The organism is Cryobacterium sp. Y57, from assembly GCF_002929505.1.
Taxonomy (GTDB): domain Bacteria; phylum Actinomycetota; class Actinomycetes; order Actinomycetales; family Microbacteriaceae; genus Cryobacterium.
In genome coordinates this window covers 1-18,656 of record NZ_PJJL01000072.1, presented here as the reverse complement: position 1 = coordinate 18,656, position 18,656 = coordinate 1, and the positions used below count along the sequence as shown (strand labels likewise).

18 protein-coding genes and 2 pseudogenes are annotated in these 18,656 nt (G+C 59.3%); 14 read left to right on the top strand and 6 right to left on the bottom strand.

The genetic code is table 11. The features are described from left to right. Positions 1-305: 305 nt before the first annotated feature. A complete protein-coding gene (locus CXY72_RS15730) occupies positions 306-665 on the top strand; it encodes a hypothetical protein (protein WP_104128634.1) in 360 nt (119 codons plus the stop codon). Positions 666-779: 114 nt separating this feature from the next. Here the strand turns inward: CXY72_RS15730 and CXY72_RS15725 are convergent. After that, positions 780-1,133: pseudogene (locus CXY72_RS15725) on the bottom strand (IS30 family transposase); the annotation flags it as partial. 154 nt (positions 1,134-1,287) lie between these two features. Here CXY72_RS15725 and CXY72_RS20225 point away from each other — a divergent pair. The 4 genes from CXY72_RS20225 (at position 1,288) to CXY72_RS15705 (ending at position 3,982) form a co-directional block, all read left to right on the top strand. Then, a complete protein-coding gene (locus CXY72_RS20225; RefSeq protein ID WP_104128633.1) occupies positions 1,288-1,533 on the top strand; it encodes a hypothetical protein in 246 nt (81 codons plus the stop codon). After that, positions 1,530-2,519 carry an SRPBCC domain-containing protein gene (locus tag CXY72_RS15715; RefSeq protein WP_146071209.1) on the top strand — a complete coding sequence of 330 codons (990 nt, stop codon included), beginning with the start codon at positions 1,530-1,532 and terminating at the stop codon, positions 2,517-2,519. The genes CXY72_RS20225 and CXY72_RS15715 overlap by 4 nt, the downstream gene beginning before the upstream one ends. 187 nt (positions 2,520-2,706) lie before the next feature. Then, a complete protein-coding gene (locus tag CXY72_RS15710) occupies positions 2,707-3,093 on the top strand; it encodes a tautomerase family protein (RefSeq protein ID WP_104128631.1) in 387 nt (128 codons plus the stop codon). A 277-nt stretch (positions 3,094-3,370) separates the two neighbouring features. After that, positions 3,371-3,982 (top strand): GrpB family protein, encoded by a 612-nt coding sequence (locus CXY72_RS15705; protein WP_104128630.1) that lies wholly within the window; start codon positions 3,371-3,373, stop codon positions 3,980-3,982. A 500-nt stretch (positions 3,983-4,482) separates the two neighbouring features. On the opposite strand, the gene CXY72_RS15695 is transcribed toward CXY72_RS15705, so the two are convergent. The 3 genes from CXY72_RS15695 to CXY72_RS15685 all read right to left on the bottom strand — a co-directional run bounded on the left by CXY72_RS15695 (position 4,483) and on the right by CXY72_RS15685 (position 7,822). After that, on the bottom strand, positions 4,483-6,657 hold the full coding sequence (locus CXY72_RS15695) for an FtsX-like permease family protein (RefSeq protein ID WP_104128628.1): 2,175 nt from the start codon (positions 6,655-6,657) through the stop codon (positions 4,483-4,485). Further along, complete coding sequence (locus CXY72_RS15690; protein ID WP_233197886.1) at positions 6,654-7,277, bottom strand: ABC transporter ATP-binding protein; 624 nt, start codon at positions 7,275-7,277, stop codon at positions 6,654-6,656. Before CXY72_RS15690 ends, CXY72_RS15695 begins: the two co-directional genes overlap by 4 nt. A 77-nt stretch (positions 7,278-7,354) precedes the next feature. Next, positions 7,355-7,822, bottom strand: a complete 468-nt coding sequence (locus CXY72_RS15685; protein WP_233197885.1) for a PadR family transcriptional regulator — start codon at positions 7,820-7,822, stop codon at positions 7,355-7,357. Positions 7,823-8,093: 271 nt separating this feature from the next. On the opposite strand from CXY72_RS15685, the gene CXY72_RS15680 reads away from it, so the two are divergent. After that, positions 8,094-8,471 carry a class I SAM-dependent methyltransferase gene (locus CXY72_RS15680; protein ID WP_158252604.1) on the top strand — a complete coding sequence of 126 codons (378 nt, stop codon included), beginning with the start codon at positions 8,094-8,096 and terminating at the stop codon, positions 8,469-8,471. Positions 8,472-8,693: 222 nt separating this feature from the next. On the opposite strand, the gene CXY72_RS15675 is transcribed toward CXY72_RS15680, so the two are convergent. Next, positions 8,694-9,029 (bottom strand): hypothetical protein, encoded by a 336-nt coding sequence (locus tag CXY72_RS15675; protein ID WP_146071207.1) that lies wholly within the window; start codon positions 9,027-9,029, stop codon positions 8,694-8,696. A gap of 525 nt (positions 9,030-9,554) precedes the next feature. Between CXY72_RS15675 and CXY72_RS15670 the strand changes: the two genes are divergently transcribed. From CXY72_RS15670 to CXY72_RS15660, 3 genes are all read left to right on the top strand, one after another. Next, entirely contained in the window at positions 9,555-10,829 is a 1,275-nt protein-coding gene (locus CXY72_RS15670; protein ID WP_104128624.1) for a glycosyltransferase family 39 protein, read from the top strand. A 535-nt stretch (positions 10,830-11,364) separates the two neighbouring features. Continuing rightward, the gene (locus tag CXY72_RS15665; protein WP_104128623.1) at positions 11,365-11,739 is read left to right on the top strand and encodes a PadR family transcriptional regulator; all 375 of its coding nucleotides are present in this window, start codon (positions 11,365-11,367) and stop codon (positions 11,737-11,739) included. After that, positions 11,736-12,512, top strand: coding sequence for a hypothetical protein (locus CXY72_RS15660; protein WP_104128622.1), 777 nt, complete (start codon positions 11,736-11,738; stop codon positions 12,510-12,512). The genes CXY72_RS15665 and CXY72_RS15660 overlap by 4 nt, the downstream gene beginning before the upstream one ends. 560 nt (positions 12,513-13,072) lie before the next feature. On the opposite strand, the gene CXY72_RS15655 is transcribed toward CXY72_RS15660, so the two are convergent. After that, positions 13,073-13,738: a hypothetical protein gene (locus CXY72_RS15655; protein ID WP_104128621.1), complete on the bottom strand. Its 666-nt coding sequence runs from the start codon at positions 13,736-13,738 to the stop codon at positions 13,073-13,075. 628 nt (positions 13,739-14,366) lie between these two features. Here CXY72_RS15655 and CXY72_RS15650 point away from each other — a divergent pair. The 5 genes and pseudogenes from CXY72_RS15650 to lepB all read left to right on the top strand — a co-directional run bounded on the left by CXY72_RS15650 (position 14,367) and on the right by lepB (position 18,235). Continuing rightward, positions 14,367-14,921 carry a hypothetical protein gene (locus tag CXY72_RS15650; protein WP_104128620.1) on the top strand — a complete coding sequence of 185 codons (555 nt, stop codon included), beginning with the start codon at positions 14,367-14,369 and terminating at the stop codon, positions 14,919-14,921. Positions 14,922-15,096: 175 nt separating this feature from the next. Beyond that, positions 15,097-15,387: pseudogene (locus tag CXY72_RS20710) on the top strand (winged helix-turn-helix domain-containing protein); the annotation flags it as partial. 3 nt (positions 15,388-15,390) lie between these two features. Then, positions 15,391-16,062: a bacterial transcriptional activator domain-containing protein gene (locus tag CXY72_RS15645; protein WP_233197884.1), complete on the top strand. Its 672-nt coding sequence runs from the start codon at positions 15,391-15,393 to the stop codon at positions 16,060-16,062. Positions 16,063-16,359: 297 nt separating this feature from the next. Continuing rightward, entirely contained in the window at positions 16,360-17,073 is a 714-nt protein-coding gene (locus CXY72_RS20220; protein WP_233197883.1) for a multicopper oxidase family protein, read from the top strand. After that, positions 17,027-18,235, top strand: coding sequence for a signal peptidase I (gene lepB / locus CXY72_RS20215; protein WP_233197882.1), 1,209 nt, complete (start codon positions 17,027-17,029; stop codon positions 18,233-18,235). Before CXY72_RS20220 ends, lepB begins: the two co-directional genes overlap by 47 nt. Positions 18,236-18,656: the final 421 nt, after the last annotated feature.

Below are 18,656 nucleotides of genomic sequence, written 5' to 3'. Positions count from 1 at the left end.
TCTTCGTGCAAGTAGACGATGAAAACAGCTTGCTTGGAGGAGCCACCATTGTCATACCAGCCTGTTACTTGTCCTACCAGTCTGTTACCGATCCTGGCGAGAATGGCCACCGATTACTAAAGAAACAGATTTGACTCGTCGGCACAGGCAGCACGAGTGGGCTACAAGTGGTTCCATTCTAAAGAGGTCGAAAAAGCGTGGGAGGTCATCAAACTCGCGCACTGTAATCTGACGCCCTGGACCACGCATAATCGGGTCACCAGGTTCTCCTGAGGAATGACTCTCCCGTCGCAGTCGACTGTGACATGCTCCTGCTACCCGCCGCGTATGCGGACTTTGAGGCAGAGAGTCTGCGCCCCATCGTTTTCAGCATGTGGAACGACAACATGCAATTCATGGTTGAGAATGACGGGCTCGTGTGCGAATACGGTGTGTCCAACAGCGGCCAAATCGCTGTTTTTGCCGCGCTTGAGATGACAGCTGAGCAAAGGGAGGTCAAGAAGGCCTACCTGATTAGTCTTGGATCGTCTGGCACCAACGAGCCCGTCAGCGGATATCTTCAGGAGTCCGAAGTCAATATCAACGTTTCTCGGGGCGGAATTGTATTCGAGGACGGAATAGTGCACTACGTGAGCAGCGATTACCTCGTGCAGCGGATTCGGTAAACAGATAAAAACAGGAAAACAGGGCAATCTCCCCTGCCGATCTGCGAGAGTCCTCCAACGTGGGCGCGGTAATTGGATTCAAATTCCGGTCGTCCCATTAGGGGTTCGGCGAATTCAATCGGTCGTCGCAACGATGGGCTTTTCTGGCTCTGACAATGGTCGTTGCTTGGCTTGAGCGGGTGTGCTGCCATCGAGTGTTTTGCGGGGTCGGTTGTTGAGTGCGGTAGCGACTTCGAGTAGCCGCTCGGGCGAATGAACGGATAAGTCGGTGCCTGTGGGGAAATATTGGCGCAGCAGCCCGTTGGTGTTTTCGTTGGTGCCTCGCTGCCACGGCGTATGTGGATCACAGTTGTCGATAGCTATTGTGGTGGCCAGCGTGATCTGCCGGTGCTGGGCCAGCTCGGTTCCCTGATCCCGCGTCAGAGTCTTAGCCAAGTGGTCGGGGAGAGTCTTGATGGCGGCCAACAGCCATCACGAACCGTGGTCGCGCCGGGTCAAGTAACGGCGGCTGCGCCAAGTAGCGCCGGCAACAGGACGGCGTCGAACGGCGTCGAGCATGTCACCTGTACACAATCACGCAACTTGAGTTGCTTATTTTGATCAAGCAACTTAGGTTAACAGAGTGGAGAATGACGACACGGCAGAGGCCTCGGAATCCGGGAACGACCCGCGGAGCGGTTTGCGTGCTGTCGTCGCCCTCCGAGCCTACGCTGACGCGCTCGAGCTGCGAGAAGTGGAAGCTGCTCTCCGCGTCGGATTGAGCTGGTCGGAGATCGCCGCAGCACTTGGCGTAACGCGGCAGGCTGTGCACAAGAAATATCACCGTCGTATCGATCCGACCATCCCCGTCCCGAGGAGAAACCCGTGAGCACTTTCAGGACTGCCGCCGCTACTATGCAGCAACTGTCGCAGGCAGGCATGGAAGAAGCCTCGCGGCATGGGCTGCGGGTGGGGGATTTGGAGCACCTCTTTGCGGCCCTGGTCCTCAATGACCAGCTCGCCGGACGAGCGCTCCGCACGATCGGTCTCTCGCTCGAGGGCGTCCGCGATGCCACTCACAGGATGAACGCTGCGCATCTGCAGCGTCTCGGCGTCACGACCATGACGGCAGAACCTCAGCGGATCAATTTTCATGAGACACGGGGCTACGAATGGACCCCTCGTGCGATGGACGTGCTGACGGCTGCTGGCGGCAAGAACGCCGGCGACGCGGAGGCGGTGTTGCGCGCACTGCTGACCGAACCGAGCGGCCTGATGAATGACCTTCTCGCCCACCTCGACACGTCAGCGGACGCCGTGCGAACTGCGTTAGCAGCCGAAGCAGCGCAACCCACACCCCTCTCCAACGGCACACGCAAGTCGCCTGACAAAAGAGGCGTTCTCGTGGAGATCTTCGTGCCTGCCCCGTCGGCCGCAGTGTGGACCCTGCTTGCCGACCCGGCCCGGCTCCCGGAATGGCACTACCTCATCGGGTCGGTCGAGGTCGACACAGCCGCAGAGATCGTCCCCGGTGTCATCTGGGCCGTCCTGGCACCTACCCATCAACCCGACGGAACCCCGGTGCGGGTCAAGGAGCGGTTTCGTCGGCACCAGATGCAGCTACTCGTTATTGAGCAGCCCAATCGCATCAGCTGGCGGTCTAGTTACCCCGACTTCCCCCGGCGTCGCGCAATCGAACTGAGCATTCAAATCACGGCGGTAGCCGGAGGCTGCCAAGTGCGCGCGACGTCATCTGGCACAGCAGGCCCGACGTGGAAGACCCTCCTATTCTCACCGCTGTGCCTCCTGCAACGATTCCTGGACTGGATCTCTCTCACTCAGATCACCGCAGGCATCAGCCGCGCCTTCCGGTAGAAATACAGCGCAAACTATCATGGCGACCGCACTCGACGGCAGCACACCCGCTCAAGCCAGGCAACGACTATTGTCAGAGCCAGAAAAGCCCATCGTTGCGACGACCGGTTGAATCCGCCGTTCCCTTTCGGACTTCAATTCATGTGTGCTCGGACGACGCACATTGGGCGACCTGCGAAACTGAGGTATGGCTCAAATCATTGTTTACGGTCACAAATCGGCGCTTGCTCCGCGCATCTCTTCGCTGTCCGACGCGATCCACGCGGCGGCGGTATCGGCGCTTCAGCTGCCGGTTGAAAAGCGATTCCATCGTTTCATCACCCTGGACCCCCACAAGTTCGTCACGCCCAAGGATCGTTCGATCGACTACACCATCGTCGAGGTCAGCATATTTGAGGGTCGCTCGACGGAAACGAAGAAAAACTTCATCCGCGAACTCATTAGCAAGATTGCAGCCGTCGGCGTCACTCCGCACGATCTGGAAATCACAATCACGGAGACGCCACGTGCGAACTGGGGCATTCGGGGAGTGCCCGCTGACGAGCTGGAGCTGAACTACTCAGTTGACGTTTGAGCACGCGAGCATCTTTATTGTCCTTCAGACGTCCCGCATGTGGACACCGATCAGATAGTCCAAGGCTCGCGGGTTATGGGTCGTGCTTCGGTGGCGCGCGTGTCGGTGGGCTGCCCCTGCCGCACCTCGATGAAACGCGGCAGGCTCTTACCGCGCACTGGTACCACACTAAAAAGGCAGCGAGAAACCGCCCGTTGAAGGTTCGGCTTACGGAGCGCTTTACCGCTAGGAGAGCGTGCAGAGCTCAGAAGCGGCAAGGATCCGTGAGAATAGGGCCATGCCACACCCGAACGATATCGTGACGTTTCACGAACCATCTGTTCCCGAAGGGCAATCCCCCTATGTTTCTGGCGCCGGACCATCACTGGATTTCGACATAGTCAATTGGAGTGTTGCATGGCCCGCACAATTCCAATTACTCGCCAAGGACATCGAGGATGCTCTGGGCTGGCACGCGCTGGTCATCGAACATGTTGGTTCGACTTCCGTTCCAGGCCTCTCCGCCAAACCGATTATTGACATTGACCTGATCGTCGCCGACCCAAACGATGAGGCGTCATACGTTCCGGCGCTTGAACGTGCCGGTTTCGAACTACGGGTTCGAGAACCGTGGTGGTTTGGACATCGCGTCCTGCGCCACTTGGCGCCGGCTTGCCATCTGCACGTCTTTGGCTATGACAGTCCCGAAGTAATCAAGCATCGAATCTTTCGCGACTGGCTTCGTGCCAATCCAGACGATCGCGTTCTCTATGCAGATACCAAGCGTGAAGCGGCAGCTTTGTCACGGGCCGCCGGCGAACATTCCATGCAGTACAACGCCCGCAAGGAACTCGTCATCAAAGAGATTTACCGTAAAGCGTTCATCGCCACAGGTTTACTCAAGGCTTAGGAACTACGGGAAGGGGCGCGCCGTCCCGCAAAGCGTTCGACTTACGGGGCCACAGTAGACGCCATTCCCCGAACGGCCCTCCGGTCGGCGAATACACTCATGGCATGAGCCAAGTGCACCTGTATGGGTAACTCGTCTGCCTTGATCAGGATTAGGCGGCCGTCGTCGCTGAGCATCTTTTTGATCACGCGGCTCGAACGCGGGCGGAGCATGGATACCTGTCGTCCAGTGGTACGTCGACCGACGATCTTGCAGTGCAGCAGGTCGACGGGTGTTTCCAGAACAGTTCTGCGTTCAAAGCGCACCAGGACAACGTTGCGGAAAGCGCTTGGGGACATCGACTTTCTCACTGCGATGCTGCTTGAGGCAGCCAACTGGCGCCGAGACCATAGTCATGTTCCTACAAAAGAACCGGGCGATGTGGCGCGTGAATGGTGCCCCGGACAGAGATGATGAAACAGCGCGGTTCCACATTGTGGGTCTCGGCCACCCTCGGTTGACTATTCGCATCGTGTGGTCGTGATGCCTGTGTTTTTCTCGGCGCTGATGAATGTTGTCAGTACCGAAAGCGCGGCAAGAATCAGGCTGAGCGAGATGACGATGTAATAGGAGGGACCGGGCCAGTCGATAGTGCGTGCTCCGTTGGAGAGCCCGGCCACGAGTGTCCAGGCGACGATGATGCCGAGACCGATACACGCGCCGAACACGGTCCCCAAGGGAAGTGCGGTTTCACTGGCGATAATGCGACGGAGGGTGCGAAGTGGCATTCCCATGAGCCGAAGCAGACCGAATACGCGACGTCGGTCGAGGACGCCTCCGATGGTCGCCACGGCGAGTGAGATCACCGAGATGAGCGCGGTGATGAGGATGCCTATGTTGGCAAGCCCGGCAAAGCTGTTCGCAAGGGTGTTTGTGTCGTTGCTTTGCAGTTCCGCCCGCGTGCTTGGCACATTATAGGATTCGATCCCGCTGATAATGGCGGCGGTGCGGGCCTGCTCAAGACCAGCGGGGGTACCGTCTGTGGCGATGAGTAATATTGAGTTTCCTAGCTCGGCCCGCTTGATGGCTGGAGCGGCCGTGACCGTGATGGGCTCGCTGTTCTCGAAGCCCGGATTCATGGCTACAAAGTCGGTCGTATCGGTCTCACTGGGCGACTCGGGGATCAGACCGAGTTGCTCGGCGTCGGAACGGCTGAGGAATGGCCCGTCCAGCTCTAGCAACCTGAAGTAGGCGAGTCCGACGTGGTCCACCCCGGGCGCTTGGGTCAGTGCCGCGATCTGCTCATCTGTTGGATCGGCGAGCGGACGGTTGATTAGCGTTGACATTGAGAGGTGCGCGTCGTCATCGACGACAGCGGTGGCTTCTTTGACTGTGGTCACCGCAATAGCAAAGACCGACACCAGGAAGAGGGCCAGGACGAGGCCGCTGACCGAACGAAAGGTCGTTCGCGGGAGGCGACGGATGCGGTTGAAAGCAATGACGCTGGCTGCACTCTGCGCGTGCCGTGCTGCAATCCGGCTGGTTAGAAAAGTTAGGTATGGTCCCGCGATCAATAATCCGATCGTGGTGAGCACGAATCCCGCGAGGATGACGACTGGGGCACTTGGAATGACGATGTCGTGGCTCAGTGCGATTGCTGTAGCGACCAGGGCCACAATCTTGGCGACCAGGGGGACGATGGAGAACACTCGTGGTGGGCGCTCATGCTCTTGGCGCGAGGTGCCGAGCGGGCCGAAACGCGCGCGTCGTGCGCGCCGCCAGGCGACGAACGTGGTCACGGCGACGGTGGCGGCAACGATGACAGTGGCACTGATTGGGTCGACGAGGATGTCGGCAACGAAGAACGTTAAGCCATCGATCGGTACGTGCGCGGCCAATGGCGCCAGTATCAGTGCCAGTATCACCCCAGCCAAGGCACCGGCAAGACTGGTCACTGCGGTCTCAGTTGCTGCAATGCGCGCCACGACGCCGGGTGTGGCGCCGACGAGTCGGAGAGGGGCAAACCGTTCTCTCCTCTGGGTTGCCCCAAGCGCGGTCACGATACTCACGAGGAGGAGCACGGGGATGAGGATGGCGATCCCGCCGATGATCGCGAGGGTCAGATAAGCCCAGTTTCCCCCAAAGGCGCTTCCAGTGAATTCGCTGACTACATAGACGCTCACATCAGTCGCAAGGAGCTCGGGCGTCTGCCCGACGATGACGACGAGGGAGTCCGGGCTGGCCAAGGCAGCTTTCGGGATTTCGCCGCCGGAGGTACCGTACCGATCGCCGAGCTGATCGGCGGGCACCGCGTTGATGAGTGCAGCGAGTGCCGGCGAAGCCAGAAAGATTCCGGGCTCGGGAAAGTGATCTATACCCGGAATTCGGACCGTTGCGCCAGATTCCGCGGCGACCGTAACGCGCGTGATGGCCTGACCCTGGTAGTAGTCCCCAGAAACCGATGCGAGTACCTGACCGGCGGTGCGTGGGTTTGTCTGATCGGTCAGATGCACGGCCGATTGCCCGCCAAGTTGCGTCCAAGCGGAGCGAAGTTCTCGCTGTTGCATGCCGTTATACGCTCCCCAAATCAGCAGCAACAATGCCACTCCGATTGCGACGCCGGCCGAGATTCCAACCAGGCGCTTTTTCGCGTCCCGGTTGTTTACCGTTAGGAGTTTCGTGAGTTGGAAGCTCATCGGTGCGCCGCTTCTGCCGTCTGACCGGCAGTGATCCTGCCGTCACGGACGATGATCTCGCGATCCGCATACGAAGCCGTTCGAGGGTCATGGGTAATGATCACCACGGTGGTTCCCATCGCCCGCGCCAACTCGGTGAGGGTCACCATCACGTTCTCAGCAGCTAGCGAATCCAACAATCCCGTCGGCTCATCCGCGAATACCAGCTTGGGTGCAGTCACCAGGGCCCGCGCGATTGCGACTCTCTGCGCCTGCCCGCCCGAGAGCTCGCCAGGGAGCTTACCGCCGTGTCCATCCAGGCCCAAGCGATCCAGCCAGGTCGCGGACTGACGCAGTGCCTCGCGTCGCTTCATGCCGGCGAGCATCAGGGGGATGGTGACATTATCGATCGCGTTTAGATCCGGAAGTAGCTGACCGAACTGAAACACGAATCCGAACTCACTAAGTCGCAGTGCAGAACGCTCGGCTTCGTTGAGACCAGTGATGTCGGTCTCGTGGTAAACGACGGTCCCAGAATCAGGCTTCAACACACCAGCCAAGACGTGTAACAACGTGGATTTACCTGACCCAGATGGGCCCATCACCGCGACGATCTCACCGGCATGAATCTCGATGTCCACGCCGCGCAACGCTTCAGTGGCTCCAAACACGACCCGAAGATCTCAACCTGACAACACCGGTCCCGCAAGCTGCATGCTCATGCGCCGGTCACCTGCGTCTGCAATTCCGTCAGTCGCGCACCCGTCAAATCGATCCATCGCAAGTCGGCCTCGATGTGAAACATTGCATGGTCGCAGACCAGAATTTTCATGAGATCAGCACCGCGTTTTGCCGCCGTCAGTTCCCGGAGCCGTCTCATGTGCGCTGCGCGCTGCACGTCCAACAGGCGATTCGCGTCATCCCCTAAAAGCAAGGCGATCACCGTCTTGGCAAACAGATTGCTCTGCAGCAACGGCTCGGGAGTATCGGGGGTGAACATCCAAGCAGTTACCCGCGCCCGCCCGACCTCGGTGATCTCATACCGTTTGCGGTCCGGGCCACTTCCCGCTTGTTCACCGAGCAGGTCGATCAGGCCATCGCGCAGAAGACGCGCGAGAGTCGCGTAGACCTGCCCGAACGCTAATGGTTTCTCCGAACCGAAGTGCCGGTCATAACCGTGCTTCAAGTCTTAGCCGTAGCTTGGCCCGGTTCCGAGCAACCCCAAGAGAGTCTGCGTATTGTCCATATTCGCAACTATACACGACACGTATACATGCGATGTATACCAGTTCAAGATAGTCTCGCCACCGGACAGCTGGGCAAGGCCAGTCCCGCGAAGACATGATTGCGATGTTCAAGACTCTTCTCCCAATGGCGTGCGTAGCCGATGCAATTCTTCGTCAAGACGGGGAAACGAGCGAGAACACAAACTTTGTTGGAGGGACCTCAACGCCTGAGTGCGAAATCGTAACCGATCCGTGCGCTGGATGCTCGGCGATAGCCGCGACATACCAGCCGAGCCGTTCGACTGCGCCGTCATGACCGGGAACGTCGCGCAACACATTCCCGACAATGAGTGGGAACGGAGCCTTAGGGACATCAGCGAGGCACTCCGCGGCGGCGGCGTGCTGGCATTCGAGAGTCGTAATCCGCAAGCCCGCGCCTGGGAGGAGTGGGCCACTGTAGAGCTGGCCCCGGGCGACACCGTCAGCGGACCGCTTTGGGAATGGTGCGACGTCAAACAAGCGGAGCCTGGCCAGATCGTACTGACCGCGCACAACCGGGTAGAAGACACCGGCGAACTTTACCGACGGCTCGCCGATCATGGTCTTTGAAACACACCGATCAGGGTCAACAACCGCAACCTGACGACCCCCTGCTGGTTTCTCCCGGCCCCCAGGTCGCCACCGTGCCGTCCCGTGTCTCGGCCATCCAGTACTTGAATAGTGGCCCGTAGACGGTTCGGCGGATTCAATCGGTCGTCGCACCACTCATCATTGGAACGCTCGTAGTTCCTTTCAGATTGTTTTCTTCTGACCGGATGATCGTCCCCGCGACTACTCCAGGTCAAGTAGTCGCCGCACTTCGGGAGAGAAAAGCAAAATATAAGGACTATTCTTCAAGATCTCAATCGATGCGCTTATCCCGATTCGTTCCAGAAGTTCACAATATTCATGCCAAGGAAGCCGCTCTCCAGCATCCTTTACAATTCCCTCATCGGGCAGCAAGGCCATCGAGACGTGATGCCGCAGCTCGGATTCCGCCATCTGCAACTGACGGCCCTTGGGGCGGTAGCTGATTCCAAACCCGCGATCACTCCGAAAGGCAACTTGTGAGGAATCGTCAAGGCACACAAATTCTTGAAGCGAAAAAGAGAGCGAGTCCTTAGACATGTGGTCCATTGAGCACGAAACGCCCAAGCCAATCACGCGCATCCCAGTTCATCCCCATCCCTGTTTGTCCAAGCCTAACTATTCGAGCCAAGTCAGTCCACGGTCCCCGCTCCCCAAGCCGCTGTTTCGGAATCTCGAACTTCACAAGGCATTCGACTGGCAAGCACGACTGCGACGTGGTGTGTTCTGCTCCGGTGTAGCGCGATAAGGCCGTCCGTCCCAGGTTCGGCCTGCGGGACGTGCGTGCCCTTGCCAAAGGATCTGGAATAGGCTCAGAAATTGATCAGGGGGCCAACCGTGCACGCACTTCCAATTGTGGTTTCGAGAGTCCGCCTCGCGGGTGCAGTAAGCATTCATTCCCCAGGCAGGAGGAACCAAGCAGCTGCGGTCGTTGGCCTGGTTGCGCTCGTCACCTCAATCGCTGGCTCCGGGGTTCCCGCTTTTTGGAGTGACGAGGTCGCGACACTCCGGGCGGTCCGGCTCAGCTGTCAGGAGCTCTTTGCGTTTGTTGAACACAAGGATGCGGTGCACGCCGCGTACTACTCCCTACTAAAGCTCTGGGTGGGTATGTTCGGCGAGTCCGAGTTGGCGACACGGTCGCTCTCAGCGCTTGCCGTTGGCGCTGCGGCTGCAGGGCTGGTCATCTTGGTCACGTCCATGACGAGCCTGAGAGTTGCCGTCATCGCAGGTGTGATCTTTGCTGTGCTCCCGCGCACGACCTCCATGGGTATCGAAGCTCGTTCGTTTGCGCTGAGTGCAGCGGTTGCAGTGTGGGTCACCGTTGTCCTTCTGGTGGCCGCGCGCACCAGAGACTGGCGCTGGTGGGCTCTTTACGCGGTCACTGTCGCAGCCGGAACCTACATTTTCTTGTATACCGTGCTCATCCTTGCTGTGCACCTTGTTTTCCTGCTTTTGGACTATCGCGCGCGCCGCGTGCTCGCGGCGTGGTTGTTCGCCGCATCCGGCGCAGTGGTGGCGGCACTCCCAATTCTTGTTCTGAGCGTTCAGCAGAAGGAACAGATTGCATGGCTATCCGACCTGCCGGTCGTCACTTTATGGACTATTTTTGCGCAGCCGGCGTTTGATAGTTCCTGGCTTGTTGCGGTACTCGCATGGTGCGCCGTGCTCGTGCTCGTTTTTCGGTGTCGAAGAATTTGGTCAGGTCCGCACGGCAGCGCATTTCGGCTTGCTGCGTCCTTGTTTTCGGTTCCGCTTGTTGTGCTCCTAACCGCCGATGCCCTTGTCGGCCCCCTGTACAACGCCCGGTATCTCTCCTTTACCGCTCCGGCAGTCGCCGTTCTTCTGGCGATTGCTTTCACGCTATCGGCGCGGGCGATCGTCGTCTGGGCATTGATTGGCGTTCTTGTGTTGGCCAGCGCGCCCACGTACATCTCCCAGCGAGGACCGTTCGCGAAGGACGGCGGCAGTGATCTCGCCCAGATTGCCGACTACATTCACTTCAACGCGGTCCAGGGCGACGGAATCTACTTGCAGGATACGGGTAAATCCACGCTCAGGCCGCGGCTGGCTCTCTACGCCTACCCGGCGGCGTTCATCAGCACCGAAGACATTGCATTCGAGGCATCTTTCACGACGACGGGTACTTTTTCGGATGAAACACGACCACTCGACGAGATTGAGCTGAAGCTGGTGGGACTCGAACGCATCTGGGTTGTCACGGCCGGGTCAACACGTACCGATGCTGCCCGGAAGATAAACGCGGCCTTCCACACGATGGGGTTCTTCGACACCAGTTCGCAGCAAACGAATCGTTCCGTCATCACCCTGTACGAACGCTAACGTGATCCCGAGGGGGCCATAGAAAATCACTTGAGAACACTCCTTGCTTGCTCTGGTCATCGCGGCGCTCGTCTTGAAAGCTCAAACCGCTAAGCGTTTCCCCTCGATGCAAGCGTCAATCTGGACGCCCGCACAACGTTCCCTATCTGGGATCAAGACGAGAGCGCGGCGTTGAATCGGCTGGTGAAGAAAAATGGGACGCGCATCGTTCGTCAGGCGGTGAGCAAGGTGAGCGGGATGACCGCCACGAAACGCGCTACCGCGAATGGCGTAGCAACTGCGACAGGAAGTTTCGACGCCGTGCAGCCCACAACACATGCGCCTCCCACGGAGAGGCGCAGTCCGCACGCTCGACTCCGTGGCCGCGGCCAATCTCCGCGAGGGCTGGTGACTCGTCGGTTAGCGGGGCCACTTTGACCGACCGACCGCTTTCGCGGCGCAGCGGGGCAGGCCCCGACCCGCGAGTAACGAGTAGACAGTCTGACTAATCAGTGACACTATGTAGTCATGAGTGCAGCGGTTGGAGGAATATGTCATGAGCGCGAAACAGTGGCCAAGTGATTGGATGCGGGCCGCCCTCGGCCTGTGCGTGCTGCGCACTCTCGCGGCAGGTCCGACCTACGGGTATGCCATTGCGGCCGCGTTGGAAGAGAACGGATTCGGCACGATCAAGGGCGGCACGCTGTATCCCTTGCTGGCCCGTTGTGAAGCGGCCGGCTGGATCGCTGTCCAGTGGCGGGTCGGCGCCGGGGGCCCCGAGCGCAAATACCTGTCGCTGACAACTGCCGGACGCGATGAGTTGGCAACCCAGACCGCTAACTGGCGCGACTTTACGGGCATGGTTCTGGCGCACCTCGACAACACATCCACAGGCAGCACCGCACTAACCACGGGGACGGACAAATCATGACGACCAGTAAGATTCGCGACGCACACGACCGCGACACCGAGAACGAGAAGTGGTTGGAAGGCCTGACGATCGAGCTGCGCCTGCTCGACGTCAACGGCACGAGGATCGGCGACGCCGTGGCGACCGCACGCGAGTTTCTGGCCGACTCCGGGGCTCTGGCCGAGGAATCTTTCGGGAGCGCACGTCACTACGCCGCGGAGCTGGGCCTTCCGGCAACCGCAGATGCCGCGAAAGGGGTGTGGGGTGCCGCCCTGCGCAGCGGTCTCGGCCTGGTCGGGCTGATGGCGCTCGGCCAGACGGTACTTCCGCTGACGCATCAGACAGACGTGACAGTCGGGTTCGGGGTGCTTCTGATTACCGTCCTAGTGCTCGCTATTATTGCGTTCCTGCCACGACTCCTCCCCACCATTATCGAGCGAACACTTTCGCACGGTAAGGTCAGAGCGTTCGTCGAGGCGGCGGCAGGTGGGATGGCAGTAACGCTGGTTTTTGTGCTGATATCCCTGTGGTCAGCGGACCGGATCGTGTTCAGTGTTCCCGCGCTACCGGTCTTTATTGTGGCGGTCGTGCTGCTCATCGCCCCACCCCTATGGGCCCAGTTTCAACACTCCGATCAGGTCGACCCCATCGTGCCACCCGGCTCCTCGTCGGCCGATACGCCACGGATCTCTATCGGCATCCGGCTATTTTTGATCGCCACCAACTGGATACTCGTCATTTCGAGTGTCATCCTCTGCGCCTTCGTGCTGTTCATGGACACGCTAGCTCGCTGAAACCGGGCGTAGCCGTGGGCGGGGTCTTGCGCGCTCAAGCTGGCGGTCGGGGGAATCTCGATTGCGTCCCCGACTCTGTCGCCGCCGATCAGTTAATGGCCATGAGTATCTTCCTTGTCGGAGGCGGCCCAGACACCGCTACTTGTTCCGAGATATTTGACCAGTTTGTTGAAGAAGCACTCCAGCGAGCAACGACGAGACACTGAGCTCCGCAAATCGTCGTTGCCGTAACGAACAGGTGGAACCGGGCAGCTTCGATGTCATCGGAACGGTAAAGCCGAGGCGTTCTGCCACAGATTGCACGATGGCGAGAGCCCCGTGATCATCAGGAGCTACCGAAGCGCACCTGACGAGCTCGCGGGTGAGTTCGACAGGATCGGCGGTAAGGGTGCTTGCAGGCATGCGCAACCGTATCGGCCGGCTGGGCACCGATGGCGCTCGTAACGATAGCGAGGCGATTCCGGGCCGGGCCGTAAGCGTGCATCATCCCGGGAGCGGCCAGACCTTGCCAGTGGACGGCCGTGGCGCGCCCACGTTCCACAAGAAATTGGCGGATTAACTCAGGTCTGTGCTTCGGGCACCAGCAGTACATCGGCACTCGCCCGGCGATTGACGCGGTCGGCGAGAACAATGGCGATGACACCAAGCAGCACCGTACCGCCGATCCGGGCGAGGCCATCCAGTCCCATCAGGAGCCATGTCACCAGATTGGGTCCGTATGTGGTGGCCGAGCCCCCGCCCAGCACTTGCAGTAGCAGCCAGGTCACGGTCAGTGCCGCCACGATCCCGGCTGGCACCCAGTTCCACGGAACCGGCACGGCGCCGAGGCGGGCGATCTGCATGACCGCGACCAATGCGAGAGCGAATTGCACGAACGAGTCCGCGTAGGCGAAAGTCATCAGTACGGTCGGAGTGGGGTCGTTCGAGAAGGCATCGCCAATAACGCCATACAGCACAGATCCAAGAAGGAGCCAGAGGGCCAACAAAGCGAGAGCGATAGTGCCGACCGGGCGGCGCGCTGTAACGCTGCCCTCGCCGCGCACGCCGAAAGCGAACACCAACAGGGCGGCGGAGAACAGAGCGGGCCCCACCGTCTCGGCGTACGGGAAGAGCGAAGGCTGAGCGATCACCGTGATAACGACCGAGGCTAACAGTAGCCCCCCGCCGATCAACAACGCGAGGGAGGCGGGTGATGCTGGGCGGTCACGAAGCTGTGAGTTTGCCATGCGCCCGAGTCTACTCAGAGCGCGCCGCAAGTCTAGCTAGATCACAAGAGAGACGCAGCCCTAATGGATCATGCAGGCTCGTCCTGCCCGTGCTTCTAAAGTCGAATCGTGAACTTTTTCTTCGTGAATAAGCAATACTAAGCGTGAGCACGGACAACAAAGCGATCGAGCGATCGGTCGGCACGCCGTCAAAGTTCACCGATATGCGGCTCAGTGGATCAGTCCCCAAGTCGCCGATGACATCGTGTCGGAGGCCTTTCTGGTGCCGTTCAACAAGCGCGCCAGGTTCGATGTGACTGTAGCGGATGCTCTTCCCTGGTAGCCGGGGATCGCGACGACGCTGCTCAGACAGCACGCTCGTCGGGAAGCTGTCGCGAGGAGGGAAGGCACAGGTGGCCCTGAACGTAAGTACTATTCGATATCTGCGACTGGCGAACAGTGCCTCAAAACGTTACGAATCGACTGGCAGATCTTTTCCGACCATGCCACAGCCATCATTTACGGTGAAAGAATCTAGAAACCCAGCAGGGCGAAGGCGAGTGCCTGCGGGATGAGATCGACTTCAAGCCGGGTCACCTTCCTCGCTTTCGTCAAGGTTTTCCCAAGAGCCGACGTTCAACATTTGAACATGAACGACTTTCCTACGCCCACCGCAGCTGCCACCATACGTGAGCCCACCGTTTTGAGTCTTCGACGACGGCGCAGACTACAGGTCCCCCTGATCGGTCTTGGCGCGCTGTTTCTTGCTGCTGCTGTCATTGTCGTCGCAATTCCGGGGGAACAGCTTGAGGGGACGCTGCTCGGCGCTTCCGGAACGGTGTCTGGCGGAATCGCTCGGATCAACGGTGTGATACCACTTGAAACCGACGGCTGGCTGCCTGAAGAACCCGCCACTGTCCTCACCGAGTCGGCGGCTGATGGGACTCACCGGATACGCGTCATCTTCGAACTGACCGCGCTCGAAGCGGAGGGGCTTGAGTACAGCGCCAACGACTTCACGATCACCGGGCAAGGCGCCGTCAAATCGCGTTTGCTTTGGGCGGACCCAAAATCGGCAATCCTCGCGCAGGGGGAGGTAATCACCGCGACGCAAGTGTTTGAAATTCCCAACCAGGCGGTTGATCTGATTCTCGAAACGGACGCGGCCCGATTTGCCCTTGGCGCTGGTCATCACACCGGCTGAACTCGCCAATCAATGCAGGGATTGGGTGCGCGAAACTTCGATCCTGTTCTCGCCACCATCGGGAGTTGATCCTCAATTTTGGGGATACCGAACGCCAAACGCGGGGGATGGCCCCGTGACGCTCTAGACAGCACGATGGGGAGATCGAAAAATCCAATCAAAACCGAGGAATCCCATGACTTTCACTCGTCCCCGGCAAGACAACGACTTCACAATGTCCATGAAGATTATTGGCGCGCTAACAATACAACGAGGAAATACGGTGCTCCACGCCCAAGATTTAGGGGGGCCTAAACCTCGACAAATCCTGGAGATTCTGCTTATCAACTTTGGCCGCCCGGTCTCGAAAAGCAGCCTCATTGATCTTTTGTGGAGTGATGCTCCCCCACAAAAAGCGATGGTGTCTGTTGAAAGTTACGTCAGTGTGCTGAGACGGCACTTGCAGCCAGGATACGGGAAAACCGGGCCGTTGCGCACGACGACGGGTGGATACCTGATCGACAGTACGACAGTTGATCTTGACCTGGCCCGATTTGATTCGCTGGTGCGCGAAGCGCAGCGAGTGAGCGCAGAGGCCGCATACCCGCTCCTGCTGGACGCGCTTTCGATTGCCACCGGTCCCCTTCTCACTGACGAGTTGAGTTCGGTCTGGGCAGAGGAGGAGCGCCGCAGACACGCCGCTGTCGTGACCAACACTCGCGTGTACGCGTCTGCATTGGCCGCCGCCACCGGTAGGACCGGTGAGTCCATTTTCTGGGCGAATCAGGCTCTGCTCGATGACCCGTTGAATGAGGCTGCGTGGACTGCGGTAATCCTCGGGTTCGAGAAAGATGGCCAGCTCGCCGAGGGGCTCAGGGAGTTCGCGCGCTACCGGTCGGTGCTCGACCGTGAGCTCGGGTGCGCGCCTAGCGCGACCCTGCGAGAGGCTCACTCGCGGATGCTCATTGCTACGGCGAACAGTCACAGTGACCTCTCGGATGCGGTGACGGCGCTCCTTGTGCTGAACAAGCAATTGTCACGCATCACGAACGGGAGCGTGCGACCACTCGAGGCGTCGGATGACTCATACGCGCGGGCTGCGGTGCGAGCGGCGCAGCAGGTGCTTTCCTCGTTTCTGCGCCGGGTCAATGAAGCGGCGTGAAGCATACCTGCTGATAGCAGGGTTTCTACAAGGACCGTGAGAGACCTTTGGTCATACACGAATTTCCGAGGAGAACTAATGACAATCACACGCCGTTAGGTGTTGCTGATAGGTGGAATCGGTGCTGCGGGTGCCTTCTGGCTGCCACGCGAAACTCTGAACGCGAAATCTATCAGCCGTCTTCCCTATAGCGAGATGCCGAGGCCGTTCAGAACGCCCCTCGTGCAGGCACCCATCCTTCGTCCCACCCGGGTCGACATCGACCCGCTCGACGGCGCGCCAGTGAATTATTACTCTGTGTCCGAAATCGCCGCGAGTGCATCGATCTTGCCGCGCCTGAAAACGCCAATTCTTGGCTATAACGGGATTTTTCCCGGACCGACCCTCAGCGTCGACCAAGGAACGAAGGTGGTGCTCCGAGTGCGCAACAAGCTGCCGGCTACCCATCCGCTCGATGGTCATGCCCTGTCAACGTCGACGCATTTGCACGGCTCGGCGTCGTTGCCGCAGTACGACGGGTATGCGAGTGACATCACGCGTCCAGGCTTTTACAAGGACTACCAGTACCCCAACTTTCAGCCGGCACGCACGCTCTCGCATCACGATCACGGGGTGCATAACACGGCGCAGAATGCCTACTCGGGACTTGCCGGGCAGTATCACTTGCACGATCCCCTGGAGCGGGCTCTTCTGCCTCAAGGGCCTTTCGATGTGCCGCTCACCATAACTGACGCAATGTTCGCAGTAGGTGGCTCACTCGGGTACGACGACAACGATCACTCGGGCCTGTGGGGCGATGTCATTCTGGTCAATGGCAAGCCGTGGCCGGTGATGAAGGTACAGGATGAAGGTACAGAAACGCGTTTACCGGTTTCGAATTCTCAATGCCAGCATTTCGCGTTCCCTCAGGCCCACGCTCAGCACGGGAGATCCTCTCGTAATTGTTGGCACAGATGGTGGGCTCATGCCGCGGTCCCGCAGCGTCGCAAACTACCGACACGCGGGCGCTGAGCGGTACGAAGTATTCATTGACTTTCGCAAGTATCAGACTGGTCAACGGATCGAGCTTCGGAACCTTTCCAACAGGAACAACGTTGACTACGACTTCACCAGTAAAATCATGGCGTTTGACGTGGTCGGCGACCCGGTTGACACTATGGATCCGACGTGGAACACCATTCCGACGACCCTGGTCGGCAGCGAGGTCATGAGCCTCTTTGCCGCGCAATCAACCAAGACTCGGCATTTTCGGGTGAAGCGCAATGATTTGACCAACCTGTGGACCATCGATGACGGTTCCTGGCAGGAAGTCGTCGAAAGTGGCTTCACCAAGGTGGCCGCCGACCCCGCGCTAGACGCGACAGAAATCTGGGAGTTCGAGAATAGTTCTGGAGGATGGTTTCATCCCATATATATTCACCTCATGGACTTTCAGATCCTCGGCCGTAATGGCAGAGTGCCGTTTCCCGCCGAGATGGGGCCGAAGGACGTTGTCTACGTGGGAGAGGGCGAAACCGTCAGGCTGCTCATGAAGTTCGGCCCGCATCGCGGCAAGTACATGATTCACTGCCACAACCTTCCGCACGAAAACCACGACATGATGGTGCAGTTCAGCGTCGGGCTAGCTGCAAGCGACGTCGACCCCCCACGACCCGATTTCGGCGGCACCTCCGGTACGGGACACCCAGGCATAGCGACCAAGGCACCCACCAGAATCATCTCGGTGATTATGGTGGGTGCCATTGTCATGCTCGCACTTCGCGTGTGGGTGGCAGCGCCGATGACGGTTGTGTCCGACAGCATGGAACCCACAGTGATGCAGGGGAGCATCGTTCTCGTTCATTCTGCGGTACCGTCGCTTGACGGCCCGACCGTGGGCCAAATGGTGGTCTTTCGCAGCCCCGAGGACGGTAAGCGCACGTTGAAACGTGTGGCTGGTGCCGCAGGACAAACTGTCGCTATTCGAGACGGCGCACTTTACGTTGACGGCGTACTCATCGCTGAGCAGTACGTGGACTCGCGCCAAACCGACGGCACGTTCTTCCACCGAGTAACAGTACCCGCCGGTCATCTTTTCGTGCTCGGAGACAATCGCGCGATTTCGATCGATTCAAGGGATTACGGGTTCATTCCCATCGCGGACGTGGCGGGCACGGTCCTCTGGCCGCGGTGAGCGATCACCCAGCTGCGCCCGAATCAGCTTGAAAACGGCTTTCCTGACTCTCAGCACCGCACTCCCGCACGAAGTGCACGCTGACTTTTTCCAAGAATGCGCTCTTCACGCTCCACTCGTGAACTTCCCGCTCAACGTCCTCCCGACGCGCCCGTTCCAACGGCTTCAAGTTCGTTTCCGTGCCGCCATGAATCTCAGAGACTAGCCCAGCCAATTTCGCAGAGGCGGGGGCGGCACCATATGCGGTGACGACATCCCTGATCGGTTTGGATGACTCGGTCACCTCGATGCACAGCTCGCCTGTGAACTCCTGATGAAACGCCTACGCGCTGCGGCCAGACGGCGCACAGAACGGGCTCTCACCGCTGACGCCGTGAGAGCCCGTTTTTTGTGTTATCTCGTAGTCGTTACCTAGTGGTTA